The sequence below is a fragment of the Aeromonas veronii genome (assembly GCA_041319085.1).
GTDB classification, from domain to species: domain Bacteria; phylum Pseudomonadota; class Gammaproteobacteria; order Enterobacterales; family Aeromonadaceae; genus Aeromonas; species Aeromonas veronii_F.
This window is the reverse complement of record CP101033.1, coordinates 392,820-406,323: the sequence shown is the minus strand read 5'-3', so window position 1 is coordinate 406,323 and position 13,504 is coordinate 392,820. Positions and strand designations below refer to the sequence as shown.

Sequence of the window (13,504 nt, the reverse complement as noted above, 5' to 3'; positions counted from 1 at the left end):
TCAAACGAAAAACGGGCAAGCGCCCGTTTTTCGTTATCTGTGACCTGCACTCAACCAAAAGGCGTTATCCCGCCAACGATCCCGCAATCAGGAATTGCGCCGCGAAGTAGCTGCTCATCACCCAGGCGCGGGCGTGGGGAAAGGGGCGGCGGAAGCGATCGAGCGCCAGCATGCTGTCGGAGAAGAGGAACAGCAGCGCCCCCACCAGAGCAGCGGCAGAACCGGCGGTGAGAGAAGCGTGCCAGGCACCGGCGGCCACCCAGGCCATGCCGATGATCACCAGCATGTAGCAGAAGACCGGGATCCGCATCTCCCCCAGCTTGCCCCACAGCAGGCCAAAGACCATGCCGGCGATCAGCAACAGCAACAAACCATCCACCAGATTGAGCAACAGCGGCCCCTGGGCAAAACCGACGATATAGCAGAGATGCGCGACAAGAAATGCCGCCAACCCCTGAATGAAGCGATCGCTTGGCAGCATCAGCAGCACATCGCCCGCCAGCGAGAGGCAGAGGCCGAGCAGGATCCAGGCGTGGGAACCGTCGTGGTCATAACTCTGGTAGCCGAACGCCAACGCGATGATAAGCAGCATGGTCAGCGGCTTGCTGATATAGAACTGGCGGCTGTCTGAACCGTAAGCAGCACGGATATGCCACCAACCTGAAGCGATGATCAAGAAACTCAATAACATGCCCTGCTCCTCACCCGTTGCTCGCAGTCATACGGCAACCGTTTTTATCATGGTGCAGGGTAACAAATTCCCTCCCCCAGTGGCAGGGGGGCTTAGCAAATGGGCAGACTAAGCCTAAAGTCTAATTGCTGCCCAGAGTGGTTCAGGGCATAAGAGTCCGGTCTGGAGGATCACCATGGAAGAAGCTATGAAAAACTATCTGCCCGCTATCGATATCATGATGTGCCATCTGGGGATCAGCTTTGAGCAGGCCTGTGAACAGCTGGGGCTGAGCCTACTGGAGCAGCAAACCCTGAGCCTGCTGCAAGAACAGGATCTGCCGGAGTAGCGCGCAAGCAACCCGCCGTTCAAACATGCATACCAAAGAGAAGACCGCCAGCAGGCGGTCTTCTCTTTTAGTCTGTGCGATACCAGCAAGGCATCATGCAATACCTGCCAACAGGCGACTCCAGTTGCGTTTACCTGCGATGAAGCCGTCCCGCAGGGCACGGTACTCCAGTTGCAGTTTGAGGCGGTCATAGCGCGCCAGCAGCCGCTTGCGACTGGCGTAATAGTGTTGCAACTGCTGACTCCGCTTGTCGTACTCCTCCTGCAGCAGCGCCAGCCACAATTCGCGATCTTCCTGCTTGCGCAATCTGGCTTGCGCCCGTTTCAGCTGCATCTGCAGCCGGGCCTGCTCGATACGCTCCTCCGGCGAGGATCTGAGATCCCCCGCCAGACCGCACCAGGAGGCAAGCCGGATCAACCACTTGGTCGGATCGAATTGCCACCAGTGAATGCCGTTGCGGTAGTCATTCTCGAACAGATGGTGAAAGTTGTGGTACCCCTCGCCAAAAGTGAAAAAGGCCAGGATGCCGTTATCGCGAGCGGTATTGCGGTCGGTATAGGGCTGACTGCCCCAGATATGGGCCAGCGAGTTGATGAAGAAGGTGGTGTGGTGAGTCATCACCATCCGCAGCACGCCCGCCAGCAGCAGCATGCCGAGCAGATCCCCGTGCCACAGGCCAAGCAGCAGCGGCAACCCCAGATTGGCCGCCAGCGCCAGCGTCAGATAGTGACGGTGCTGAAACGCGACCACCAGGTTGTTCTGCAGATCCCGCACGTTGCTGTAATCGCCATAGCGCTCTCCCTGATGCTCACGCAACATCCAGCCAATGTGGGAGTACCAGAAACCGCGCCCCGCGCTGTAGGGGTCTTTTTCATTGTCATCCACATGGCGATGATGACGGCGGTGATCGGCCGACCAGTGCAGGGCTGAATTCTGTAGCGCCAATGCGCCGCCGATGGCAAACAACCACTGCAAAGCGGGGTGCGCCTTGTAGGCCTTGTGCGACCAGAGCCGGTGATAACCTGCGGTGATGGAGAGACCACTCAGGCAGAACAGCAACAGGAAACTGGCCCACTGCCAGAGATCGTAACCGTGGCTCACGCCGTACCAGGGCACGACAATCAGCGCCACTATCCCGGAGAGGGAGAACAGCAGGGTATTGGTCAAAATAATCGGTTCATCGCGTCTTTCCGGGGGAAGGCGGCCTTGATTTTCAGGAAAAAGTATTCTGAGTCCCGAAATCCATAAGCCATGCGTTTGATCACCTTGATCCGATTATTCACGCCCTCCAGCAGGCTGGTGTGCATGGGAAAGATTGCGCTGGCCAAAATCCCCCGGGGGTAGCGGCGAAGGTTTTTGGCAAAACGCTCTAAGGGCTCCAGGCCACTTTCCTTCGCTTGCCGCATCCAGGCCTTCCATCGTCGCCAACCTTCCCTGACGCTCGGGGCGTACCAGATTTCCTTCAGGGCCTCCTTGAGAACATATGCTGTCGCCAAGGGCTTATTGGCTTCCAATAGCTCTTGTAATTTCACCGCCTGGTCTTCCTTGAGATTTTCTCGATTGCGCAGGAGTAGCCAACGCGCCAGCTTGACGACCTTGCGAGCCGGCTTGTCATGCTTTAATGCATTGGCTTGATCCACCCGAATTCGGTCGAGCACTTTGCGGCCATAACCGGCCACCACATGGAACAAGTCATACACCACTTCCGCCTGTGGACAGTGCTGTTTCACTTCCAGATCGAAGGCGGAGTTCATGTCCATAGCCACCGCTTCAATCTGTTGGCATCGTTCGCCCATCAGCTCGAAAAAGGGGCGAATAGCCTCTCGGCTGTTGCCATGCCCCACCCACAAAACGCGAGTCCGTTCAGCATCCATGATCACTGTGGCATAGCGGTGGCCTTTATGCAGGGCGAATTCATCCATCACCAGCCGCCGCACCGAGCCGGGCTCAAAGGTGCCAACACTGGCCTGTAGCCGACGCTTGTCGATGGCCTTGATGGTATGCCAGTGCAGTCCGGTGAGCTGGCTGACATGACTGATAGGCATCAGCTCAAGCAAGGCCTCTACCCAGCGCAGCAATCGCTGTGTCAGCCGGGAGCTGGGGGTAACCAATCGATATGCTCAGAAACCCGACCACAACGCAGACAGTCAACCCGACGGACGGGGACTTGCAGATGTACGCGAAGTTCAAGGAGGTCACGGTCACGAACCGTGCGCATTCGGCGGTCATGGATGAGTGGACAGGGCTGATGGCACTGACCACAGAGCGGTAGATGATTGGCGAGAGGCTCAAGAGCCAATGTGATTTGTGTGGCAGAGCGGCGATGTACAGAAACGTCGTAACCTGGCCAGAACGAGGCAAAATCAATATGATGCATAGCGACAGCAGGGTAAGGGAGTCCGGTTGTTTGGCGACTACCAGTTTACCCGAACCCTGTCTGTCAACTTACTCTTCCCCACGCTTCCGCGAAGAACCAAATAATCGGGGGTCTGGCCATCTCATTGCATCCTTTCAGCGAACAGCTGTTCACCATTTTCCATGGAGATTTCCTTACGGTCAATGGTAAAAAAGTAGGATACAAACCTGACCCTGAGGCGCCTTCGGGTTATCATTTGGCCTCGATAAGCTGAAGGTGACTGATTTCGTGGGTATTCGCGCTCAACAAAAAGAAAAAACCCGGCGTACATTGATCGATGCTGCATTCAGCCAACTGTGCGCCAATCGGAGTTTCTCCAATCTCAGCCTGCGGGAAGTCGCTCGTGAAGCGGGTATCGCACCCACCTCTTTCTATCGCCACTTTCGCGATATGGAGGAGCTGGGCCTGACCCTGGTTGACGAAGGGGGCCTCACCCTGCGCCAACTGATGCGCCAGGCACGCCAGCGCATTGCCGGTGGTGGCAGTGTCATCAGCACCTCGGTGCAGACCTTTATGGAGTTCGTCGAGAACAACCCCAACATCTTCCGGCTGCTGCTGCGGGAGCGCTCTGGCACCTCGGCCGCCTTTCGTCAGGCGGTGGCGCGCGAGATCCAGCACTTCATCGCCGAGCTGACCGATTATCTGGAAGCCACCACCGAAGCACCACGGGAAGATGCCTACATCCAGGCAGAAGCCATGGTCACCATCGTCTTCAGTGCCGGTGCCGATGCACTCGACATGACCAGCGAAGAGTGCCGGGCACTCTCCGACCGAACAATTCGCCAACTACGGATGATCGCCATGGGCGCCGAGGTGCAAAACCAGAAGCGCCGTGCACCTCACCCATGACCACAGGATGGAGAACAACATGCCTGAACAGCTTATGATCCCGAAAAAACCGCTCGCCATGGCCATGCTGATTGGTATCTGTGGCGATGCCTCTCTGGCCGTGCTGACCAATTCGGTGGTGCCCTTCTCCTTCTTCCCGCTGATTGCCCTCTGGCTGGCGGCCTATCAGCTGTTCCAGCACTATCGCCATGAGCCGATGGTAGGTAATACCCCCATCTGCACCCTGCTCTGCTTCTTTATCGGTGCCTTCGGTCACTCCGCACTGCTCAAGGTGCAATACCCGGAGCTTGGCAGCAACTTCTTCTCCCTGATCATGATGCTGCTGCTACTGGCAGCCCTCTCTATCAAGCTTGGCCTGAGCATTGGCAACAAAGAGAAGTCCTGATAAATCGAGTGATGGCCATCGCCCAGGGGCCGTCGTCTTGAGCTGATGAGCGTCAGGACAATGCCAGCCCTGTTAACGTAAAAATCATCGCGTCATGTCAACACCTGCTTATCTGTATGAAAGAAGGAAGGGGGGCTACGAATATCAGACACCTGCGCCCAGCGGGAGAAGCTGGTAACATATCCACCAAACGTGAATGACAGGAATCAAGAGACCGATGAGTCAATATCAAGACGACAACGAGTTCGAAGACTGGGGCCCCAGCAAGAGCCAGCTCAAGCGCGATGCCGAAGCGCTGCAAAAAATGGGCGATGAGCTGGTCAGCCTGAGCCATAGCGAACTGGAAAAAGTTCCGATGGACGAAGAGCTGGCTGATGCGATCGAGCTGGGGCGCAAGCTCAAGCCGAAGAAAGACGAATCCTACCGTCGCCATCTGCAGTTCATCGGCCGTCTGATGCGCAGCCGTGACCCGGAGCCGATCATCGAAGCCCTGTCGATCTTCAAGAATCGTCACTCCACCGTGAATGCCCGCCTGCATCGGCTGGAGCAGTGGCGCGAGCGCCTGATCACCGAAGGTGACAATGCCCTCAACGAGCTGATGTCCCAGTTCCACGAGCTGGATCGCCAGAAGCTGCGCCAGCTGATCCGTGCCGCCAACAAGGAGCGGGAGCTGAACAAGCCACCGGTCGCCTATCGCGAAATGTACCAATATCTGCGCGGCGAGATCGAAGACCTGCTGTGACCCCCGACACACGCCTCCCCTTGCGGAGGCGTGCTTCTATTAACGCCTTTGCCCTTCCCCATTCCCAGTCATCCCTCCGCGTTTAATATATCCACCACTCTGGCGCCATAGCCATGAATCCCCATCTACCTCGCCCCGTAAAACCGCCATTTCAGAGCAAATCAAAACAGTGGCGTTAACAATCACGCATCATTTTGTTTGACATATTGAACAGCCTTGGCAGACTGGAGGAGACTTCAACGCCAAGGATAATCACGGTGCACTATGCCAAATCTCCAGCCTCCCGCCACCCGTAAACCTGTCGTGCTGATGACCATGGGCACCCAGCCCCGCAACGGCCACGCCTATCAGGTGATGACCCACAAATACATCATGCCACTGGTCGACATCAGCGACTGCGTCCCGCTGCTGGTGCCCACCTGCTGCGGCACCGCCGATCTGGAACAGTATCTCGATCTGGCCGATGGGGTCTATCTGAGCGGGGCCGGTTCCAACATTGATCCGGCCCTCTACGGCCAGGAGAACCTCACCCCGGAGAAACAGCAGGACCGGGATCGCGACCTGTTCGATCTGCCGCTGATCAAGGGGGCGCTCGCCCGTGGCTTGCCGATCCTCGGGATCTGTCGCGGCATGCAGGAGATCAACGTGGCACTGGGGGGAGACATTCACCAGAAGGTCTACAACGAGCCGGGCTATGACGATCACCGGGAGGATGCCGATGATCCGGTCGATGATCAGTATGGGCCGAGCCATCAGATTGAACTGCTGCCGGGCAGCTGGTTTGCCGAGCTGATGGGGGAAGAACAGATTCCGGTCAACTCCCTGCATGGACAGGGCATCAACCGGTTGGGAGACGGGCTGGAGCCGTTGGCTCACGCCGAGGATGGGCTGATCGAGGCACTTCATGCCCCCGCCCTGTCACCCTTCTTGCTGGCAGTGCAGTGGCATCCGGAGTGGAAGGCCAATGAAAACCCCCACTCTATCAAGATCTTTCAAGCCTTTGGCAATGCCTGCCGCCAGCGCAGTACATTGATGGCGGGCCGTTAAGCCCTCATCGATTCAGTCGCCAAACCCCCGCGCCTTGAGTTTGGGCAGCCCGCCCCGCTCGGGGCGCAGGGTGCGGCAAATATCCATCCCCTTGAGCCCGCGTTGGATATGGTCAGGGGATTGGCCAAACACCATGCCGTTGCTGCGGTAGAGGTTGTTGTCATCCAGCTCGAACTTCTCGCCCCCGATCAGCAACTGTGCCCGCCCATTGACCGTGTCAGCGTGCTTGATAGGCACTTTCATATCGGTCAGCACCTCGCCGGTGGCACACCCCTCGCGCCAGCGCGCCTCACTGGCGAAAGGGGTAATGGCTATTTCGCGCCAGGAGCCATCCCGGAATTCGACCCGGTACTTGTCCGTCAGCAGATCGCAGCCAGCCAGTGGTAACAGGGCCATCAAACAGATGATTTTATTTGAAAATTTCACGTAATCGCACTCCTTTGCCTTGCCCTGCACAGGATAAATAAATTGCCGCCCCAACGCACCATTTCCCCACACCGCAGCGGCGATGCTGGAAATAAAACCACAACAAGGTGCGGCTATGGCTGGCGAAAACCTCACCGCGCTATCGACCCTGATCTGGACGGACGAAAATCGGTTCTGGACTCTGCTCACCCTCTCCCTGATGCTGACCCACTTCTGGCGCCGCCCTGGAGCGACGGGAGCTGAAGCTCGGTACACTCGGCACGGGGGACTTCTTTGGCGAGCTGAGGCTTCTCACCGGCGAGCCCAGCTCCTTCACGGTAAGGGCGGTGGCCACCGTCGAAACCTATCGCATCAATCAGGGGATGTTTCAGGAGCTGGTGATGCAGCGCGAGTCGCTGGTCGAGCCCCTCTACCGGGTACTGAGCGACCGCCAGCAGGAGCAGCAATCCCTGCTGGAGCGGGAGGCGGAAGCCATGAAACAGCCACCACAACAGCTTGCTCTGCTTGATAAACTGATGAAGCGGTTCGGCGGCAGATAAGGCAGCATCAGGCGAAGTTGTAACGACCGCTCCGCCACACTATCCCCCTTAATTCCCCCATCAGCCCGGCAACCGTCACAACAGCAGCTCAGCCAGCTCTCCCAACGTGCTCAGCTCCACGTCCGGCAACAGTTGCAGCGGTTGCCACGGTTGCCGCCGCTCGTTGAGCCAGGCGGCGCGAAAGCCGTGCAAGCGGGCCCCCAGCACATCGGTCTCGGGATGATCCCCCACATGGAGGATCCGCTCCGCTGGCAGCTTGAGGGTACTGCGGGCCTGCTCAAACATATCCGGCGCCGGTTTCATTCTGGCGCCCGCCCCCGCCTTGCAGACCCGCGTGAAGTAGCGTTCCAGTCCTGCCTGCGCCAGATCCAGATTACCGTTGGTGATGACCACCAGCGGATAGCGTTCGGCCAGTCTGGCCAGCAGCTGATGAGTGGACTCGCTCACCTCGATCTTCGAACGCTCTGCCAGAAACGCGGCAAACACCTGCTCTGCCTCGCGGCTGGCCTGCTGGTCGGCCATCCCCCCCGCGACCATGGCGGCGCGGATGATCTGCTGGCGCGCCAGACTGACATCGTGGCGCAGCTCGGGGGCGCCGCTCAGCACACTGCGCTTGAGTTCCAGCCAGCGCGGCTGGTCGAGCATGGCGGTGGCCAGATATTCGCTGCGCAGATGGCTCAGCATCCACTGCTCGGCGCGCACGATGGCGGGGCCGTTGTCATAGAGGGTGTCATCGAGGTCAAACGAGATGGCAGCAACCGGCTGCCAGCGGCGATAGAAGTGCATGGACTCTCCTCTGTAACGGGGGCTCAGTGCCCCTTATTCATCGTCCTGCGCATCCGGGTCACGCTTGGCCCTGGGGTGGGCGCTGTCGTAAACCTTGGCCAGATGCTGGAAGTCGAGGTGGGTATAGATCTGGGTGGTGGAGAGATCGGCGTGTCCCAGCAGCTCCTGCACCGCCCGCAGATCGCCGGAGGACTCCAGCATATGGGTGGCAAAGCTGTGGCGCAGCTTGTGGGGATGGACGTGGGCGTTGAGCGCCTGCTTGTTGCCCCAGCCATCGAGGCGGGCCTGCACCGAACGGGCCGACAGCCGCTGCTTGCGGCTGGAGACAAACAGCGCCTCGCTCTCGTCCCCGGCCAGCAGCGGGCGCACCTTGAGCCACTTCTGCAGCCACTCGACCGCCATCCGGCCGATCGGCAGCACCCGCTCCCGCGAGCCCTTGCCAGTCACCTTGAGCTGACGGTCGTCAAGCTTCAGATCCGCCAGATTGATCCCCACCAGCTCGGCGAGACGCAGCCCTGAGGAGTACATCAGCTCCATGATGGCGCGATCCCGCACCGCCAGCGGATCCTGATCGTCGGTGATGTTGAGCAGCTGGTACATCTCATCCACATCGAGGTTTTTCGGCAGCGGTCGCCCCAGCTTGGGGGTGACGATGCCGCGGGCCGGATTGGCGGTCAGCCGCCCCTGCCGCACCTGCCAGTCGCAGAAGCTGCGCAGCGCAGAAACCTTGGTGGCGAGCGATCTGGGTGCCAGCCCCCCCTTGTGCATCCGGGTCACCAGAGTGCGCACCTGGCTCGCCTCAAGCCGACTCCAGTCAGCCAGACCCAGCGTCACCAGCTCGGCGGTCATCGCCTCCAGATGGGCTTGATAGTTATTGCGGGTATGAGGGCTGAGCTGGCGCTCGACCCTCAGGTATTCGATAAAGGCCGCCAACTCATCCGCCAATGCAGCAGGCAGTGGCGGTGCGACGGCGAGAGCCTTGGCGGGCGCCCTGGCCGGTGTTCTAGCCATGAGTCAGCTCGGGCAGACGCAGTTGCAGCAGGCGCCCCAATTGGCCCAGCAGCAAGGTGTCGTTGTGGGGCGTGAAATGGCTGGGATCCGAGCTGGCGAAGGCCAGCAGACCGAGATCGCCGAGCCGCATCAGGGCCACCGAGTTGACCAGCACGTCGTGGCCAAACAACGCCTGTTTCTCGCTCTGGCTCAGGCGGCCAAAGTAGTAATCCTGCCCCGGCAGACGCTGACCCAGCAGGGATTCGAGCTGCTTGCCCTGCGCCAGAAAGCGCTGCTCGGGCCCGCTCAGGGCAAACTTCTTGGGATGGAGCCAGAGCCGCAGCCCGGTCAGGCGCAGCCGCTGGACAAAGGCCTTGCCCATCACGGCACTCACCTCGAACAGGGTCTGGCAACCGTACAACTCGCCGTAGAGATCGGCATAGACCCGGAAGATCCGCTCGTTCTCGCTGGCGATCCCCATCAATTCGGTGATCTCCTGCTCCAACTGCTCAATGCGCTCGCGCTGACGCTCCAGCTGGCGCTCGACCAGTGAGACCGACCCTTTGCGTTCATGGGGGATGCGGATCCTGTCCAGCACGGCGGCATGGCGTTGGAAAAACTCGGGATAACGGGCCAGGTACTCCAGCACAGTGGCTTCATCCACCGATTGCTCCTGCCGTTTGAGTTCGCTCATAAATTGGTTGATCCATCAGAGAAATGGGGCTCGCTGCCCCGACATCATGGGCAAAGGGGGCCTGCGCCCCGTGCCTGAACCTTTATCGGCTAAACCTCTATCTGGCCGTCAAACACATGCTCGGCGGGGCCTGTCATATAGACCGGCTGGCCCGGCCCTTTCCAGGCGATGGTCAGCTTGCCGCCCGGCAGGCTGACGGTGACCCGCTCCTTGAGCTTGCCCTGGCTGATGCCAATCACCGCCGCCGCACAGGCTCCGGTGCCGCAGGCCAGGGTCTCACCACAGCCCCGTTCGAATACACGCAGCTTGATCTCGGTGGCGTTGACCATCTCCATGAAACCGACGTTGACCCGCTCGGGAAAACGCTCATGGCGCTCCATGATGGCACCGAGCGTTTCGACCGGCGCATCGGCGACCGAAGGCACCTCGATGACGCAGTGGGGATTGCCCATGGAGACCACGCCACACATCACGGTATGCTCCTGCGCCCGCAGCAGATAGGTTTTTTCCGCCTTCTGGGCCCGGAACGGGATCTTGCCCGGCTCAAACTGGGGCACCCCCATGTTGACCGTGACCTGATTCTCCCCCTCCAGCTGCAATACGATGCGACCCCGGGCGGTGCTGACCGCGATGCGATCCCGGTTGATCAGCCCCTTGAGGCGCACGAAACGGGCAAAACAGCGGGCACCGTTGCCGCACTGCTCCACCTCGCTGCCATCGGCATTGAAAATGCGATAGTGAAAGTCGAGTTCAGGGTCATAGGGCGGCTCCACCAGCAGCAGCTGGTCAAAGCCGATCCCGAAGTGGCGATCTGCCAGCTTCCTGATGACGTCATTGCTGAAAAATACCTTCTGGGTGACGCCATCCACCACCATGAAGTCGTTGCCCAAGCCATGCATCTTGGAAAAATCTATCAACATCGTGCATTCCTGTGCTGTTAGGGCTGTAAATACTCACCATCAACCACTATGAAGTCATTGGCCACAGCCCCATGCATCCTGGAACAATCTATCCACATCGTGCATTCCTGTGCTGTCAGGGCTGTACAATTCTGTCGTCTCTATCTACTGCATCAGGGCAGCAGGTGCTCACCGCGCCAGAGATCGGCCAACTGCTCCCGCTCGCGGATCAGGTGCGACTCGGCACCATCCACCAGCACTTCGGCAGCACGGGGGCGAGTGTTGTAGTTGGATGACATGGTAAAGCCATAGGCACCGGCCGAGCGCACCGCCAGCAAAGAACCTTCGGCAATGGCCAGGGTGCGCTCCTTGCCGAGGAAGTCGCCGGTCTCGCACACCGGGCCCACCACATCATAGAGCGCGGGAGCATGACCAGCTCGGCTATCCACCTCGATGATGTTCATCCAGGCGCCGTAGAGCGAAGGGCGCAGCATGTCGTTCATGCCGGCATCGATCAGCGCGAAATTGCGGGTCTCGCCCGGTTTCAGGTACTCGACCCGGGTCAGCAGCACGCCGGCATTGGCGACGATGGCGCGGCCCGGCTCGAACAGCAGAGTCAGATCTCGGCCCGCCAGCTTCTGCTTCAGCGCTTCGGCGTACTCGGTCGGATGGGGTGGCTGCTCGGAACCGTAGTTGACTCCCAGCCCGCCCCCCACATCCAGATGATGGATATGAATCCCTTCCGCCGCCAGACCGTCGATCAGCCGCAGCAACTTGTCCGCCGCTTCCATAAAGGGATTCAATTCAGTGAGTTGCGAGCCGATATGGCAATCCACCCCGACGATTTCGATGTTCGCCATCGCCGCCGCCTTGCGATAGATGGCAGGTGCCAGCTCGATGGGAATGCCGAACTTGTTCTGCTTGAGGCCGGTCGAGATATAGGGGTGAGTACCGGCATCGATATCCGGATTGACCCGCACCGACACCGGCGCCCTCTTGCCCATGCTGCCCGCCACCCGATTGAGGCGCTCCAGCTCGGCTTCCGACTCCAGATTGAAACAGAGGATCTCTTTATCCAACGCCAGGCGCATCTCGGCTTCGCTCTTGGCCACGCCGGAGAAGACCACTTTGCCCGGATCACCGCCCGCCGCCAGTACCCGCGACAGCTCGCCACCGGAGACGATGTCAAACCCCGAGCCCAGACGGGCCAGCAGGTTGAGCAGCGCCAGGTTGGAGTTGGCCTTGACTGCATAGCAGATCAGATGGGGAATATCGCCAGCGGCCTGGTCGAAGGCGTGCCAGTGGCGCTCGAGGGTGGCACGGGAGTAGACGTAAAGCGGAGTGCCGTACTGCTCGGCAAGCTGTTGCAGAGAGGTTTGCTCGGCCTGAAGCTGGCCGTCGGCGTCATAGTTAAAGTGATCCAAGGGGACAGTTCCTTCCTAGAATGGGTGCAGCATTAGTGCGGCGCGGCCTCGGTGGCAGCCTCGGAGGTCGCAGGCGGTGCTGCTTGCGGTGTACTCTGGCTCTGAGGCTGCTCGGGGGGCGGCATATAGAGCGGCCCCTTCAGACCGCACGCGGCCAACCCGAGGGACAGAAGAGTGGCAAGCAGACACTTGGTGAACTGGGTGATCATAATGGTTCGCTGCGAAAAAATTTTTGGCCCTCTATAATCGCACTCACATTGTTAAAAGCAACAGGATAAACCGATGAAGGATCACGAGTATCACGCCCTGACCGACGCCTTTTTCCAATATGTGGAAGACACGCTCGACGAGGGGTATCCGGATATCGACTGCGAACGCAACGGCGGCGTATTGACCCTCTCTTTCGAAAACAAGACCAAGGTCATCATCAACAAGCAGGAGCCACTGCACCAGATTTGGGTCGCCACCCGCGAGAACGGCTTCCACTTCGAACTGCAGGGTGACACCTGGATCGACAACCGCTTCGGCCACGAGCTCAAGGCGCTGTTGAGCCAATCCTGCACCACCCAGGCGGGCGAAGAGGTGGTGTTCCCATGATTGACCTGCACCCGCAGGGCGCCCGTCATGCGGTGATCTGGCTGCACGGGCTGGGTGATTCCGGCGCCGGTCTCGCCCCGCTGGTGGACGCGCTGGACCTGCCCGCCGATCTGCCGGTGCGTCACCTGCTGCCGGATGCGCCGGAGCGCCCGATCACTATCAACATGGGCTACAAGATGCGCGGCTGGTACGACATCAAGAGCTTCGAGGATCCCGCCGAGCGGGCCGTGGAGTCCCATGTCCGTGACTCGGCCGACCAGATTGCCGCCCTGCTCGATCAACTGGTGGCCGACGGATTTGCCCCCGAGCATATCGTGCTGGCAGGCTTCTCTCAGGGCGGGGTGATTGCCTCCTTCACCGCGCTGCGCTATCAGGCAACGCTGGCGGGCCTGCTCTGCATGTCCACCTATCTGGCCGCCCCCGACAAGCTGCTCGACGAGATGAGCGAAGCAGCTCGCTCCCTGCCCATCTGCTACATGCACGGCATCTATGACGATGTGGTGAGTCTGTCGCTGGGTTGGGATGCCAAGAACCGGCTGGAAAGTGCCGGACTCGCCCCCGAGTGGCACGAGTACCCGATGCGCCACGAGATCTGCCGTCCGCAGCTCGGCGACATTCGCAGCTGGCTGCTGGCCCGCCTCGGCGCGTGAGCCCCTCCGATAAAGCAAACGGCCTGCATCTGCAGGCCGTT

Annotated in this window: 16 protein-coding genes and 2 pseudogenes; 8 read left to right on the top strand and 10 right to left on the bottom strand. The window is 59.9% G+C overall.

Annotation, left to right across the window (positions count from 1 at the left end; genetic code table 11):
* Positions 1 to 64 precede the first annotated feature (64 nt).
* Positions 65 to 691, bottom strand: coding sequence for a lysoplasmalogenase (locus NMD14_02005; GenBank protein XEI33264.1), 627 nt, complete (start codon positions 689 to 691; stop codon positions 65 to 67).
* 175 nt (positions 692 to 866) lie between these two features.
* Between NMD14_02005 and NMD14_02000 the strand changes: the two genes are divergently transcribed.
* Entirely contained in the window at positions 867 to 1,019 is a 153-nt protein-coding gene (locus NMD14_02000) for a hypothetical protein (protein ID XEI33263.1), read from the top strand.
* 93 nt (positions 1,020 to 1,112) lie between these two features.
* Here NMD14_02000 and NMD14_01995 read toward each other — a convergent pair whose 3' ends face one another.
* Positions 1,113 to 2,192, bottom strand: coding sequence for a fatty acid desaturase (locus tag NMD14_01995; protein ID XEI34697.1), 1,080 nt, complete (start codon positions 2,190 to 2,192; stop codon positions 1,113 to 1,115).
* Positions 2,183 to 3,396 (bottom strand): annotated as a pseudogene (locus NMD14_01990) (ISL3 family transposase). The gene NMD14_01995 and the pseudogene NMD14_01990 overlap by 10 nt, the downstream one beginning before the upstream one ends.
* Positions 3,397 to 3,663: 267 nt before the next feature.
* Here NMD14_01990 and fabR point away from each other — a divergent pair.
* The 4 genes from fabR to NMD14_01970 all read left to right on the top strand — a co-directional run bounded on the left by fabR (position 3,664) and on the right by NMD14_01970 (position 6,458).
* Positions 3,664 to 4,284, top strand: a complete 621-nt coding sequence (gene fabR / locus NMD14_01985; GenBank protein XEI33262.1) for an HTH-type transcriptional repressor FabR — start codon at positions 3,664 to 3,666, stop codon at positions 4,282 to 4,284.
* Positions 4,285 to 4,303: 19 nt separating this feature from the next.
* On the top strand, positions 4,304 to 4,669 hold the full coding sequence (locus tag NMD14_01980) for a YijD family membrane protein (GenBank protein ID XEI33261.1): 366 nt from the start codon (positions 4,304 to 4,306) through the stop codon (positions 4,667 to 4,669).
* A gap of 196 nt (positions 4,670 to 4,865) precedes the next feature.
* On the top strand, positions 4,866 to 5,411 hold the full coding sequence (locus NMD14_01975) for a ribosome-associated protein (protein XEI33260.1): 546 nt from the start codon (positions 4,866 to 4,868) through the stop codon (positions 5,409 to 5,411).
* A 264-nt stretch (positions 5,412 to 5,675) separates the two neighbouring features.
* Positions 5,676 to 6,458 (top strand): gamma-glutamyl-gamma-aminobutyrate hydrolase family protein, encoded by a 783-nt coding sequence (locus NMD14_01970; protein XEI33259.1) that lies wholly within the window; start codon positions 5,676 to 5,678, stop codon positions 6,456 to 6,458.
* A 12-nt stretch (positions 6,459 to 6,470) separates the two neighbouring features.
* Here NMD14_01970 and NMD14_01965 read toward each other — a convergent pair whose 3' ends face one another.
* Positions 6,471 to 6,854 carry a hypothetical protein gene (locus NMD14_01965; protein ID XEI34696.1) on the bottom strand — a complete coding sequence of 128 codons (384 nt, stop codon included), beginning with the start codon at positions 6,852 to 6,854 and terminating at the stop codon, positions 6,471 to 6,473.
* A 254-nt stretch (positions 6,855 to 7,108) separates the two neighbouring features.
* Here NMD14_01965 and NMD14_01960 point away from each other — a divergent pair.
* Positions 7,109 to 7,423, top strand: a pseudogene (locus NMD14_01960) (cyclic nucleotide-binding domain-containing protein).
* Between the two features lie 75 nt (positions 7,424 to 7,498).
* Here NMD14_01960 and NMD14_01955 read toward each other — a convergent pair.
* The 6 genes from NMD14_01955 to NMD14_01930 form a co-directional block, all read right to left on the bottom strand.
* Entirely contained in the window at positions 7,499 to 8,209 is a 711-nt protein-coding gene (locus NMD14_01955; GenBank protein XEI33258.1) for an HAD-IA family hydrolase, read from the bottom strand.
* A gap of 33 nt (positions 8,210 to 8,242) precedes the next feature.
* Positions 8,243 to 9,220: a tyrosine recombinase XerC gene (xerC, locus tag NMD14_01950; GenBank protein ID XEI33257.1), complete on the bottom strand. Its 978-nt coding sequence runs from the start codon at positions 9,218 to 9,220 to the stop codon at positions 8,243 to 8,245.
* Positions 9,213 to 9,893: a DUF484 family protein gene (locus NMD14_01945; protein XEI33256.1), complete on the bottom strand. Its 681-nt coding sequence runs from the start codon at positions 9,891 to 9,893 to the stop codon at positions 9,213 to 9,215. Before NMD14_01945 ends, xerC begins: the two co-directional genes overlap by 8 nt.
* Before the next feature lie 89 nt (positions 9,894 to 9,982).
* Positions 9,983 to 10,807 carry a diaminopimelate epimerase gene (gene dapF / locus NMD14_01940; GenBank protein XEI34695.1) on the bottom strand — a complete coding sequence of 275 codons (825 nt, stop codon included), beginning with the start codon at positions 10,805 to 10,807 and terminating at the stop codon, positions 9,983 to 9,985.
* 158 nt (positions 10,808 to 10,965) lie between these two features.
* Positions 10,966 to 12,216, bottom strand: coding sequence for a diaminopimelate decarboxylase (gene lysA, locus NMD14_01935; protein XEI33255.1), 1,251 nt, complete (start codon positions 12,214 to 12,216; stop codon positions 10,966 to 10,968).
* Between the two features lie 32 nt (positions 12,217 to 12,248).
* On the bottom strand, positions 12,249 to 12,425 hold the full coding sequence (locus tag NMD14_01930) for a lipoprotein (GenBank protein XEI33254.1): 177 nt from the start codon (positions 12,423 to 12,425) through the stop codon (positions 12,249 to 12,251).
* 73 nt (positions 12,426 to 12,498) lie between these two features.
* Here NMD14_01930 and cyaY point away from each other — a divergent pair, with 73 nt between their 5' ends.
* Both cyaY and NMD14_01920 read left to right on the top strand, forming a co-directional pair.
* On the top strand, positions 12,499 to 12,813 hold the full coding sequence (cyaY, locus tag NMD14_01925) for an iron donor protein CyaY (GenBank protein ID XEI33253.1): 315 nt from the start codon (positions 12,499 to 12,501) through the stop codon (positions 12,811 to 12,813).
* Positions 12,810 to 13,463, top strand: coding sequence for an alpha/beta hydrolase (locus tag NMD14_01920; protein XEI33252.1), 654 nt, complete (start codon positions 12,810 to 12,812; stop codon positions 13,461 to 13,463). Before cyaY ends, NMD14_01920 begins: the two co-directional genes overlap by 4 nt.
* Positions 13,464 to 13,504 lie beyond the last annotated feature (41 nt).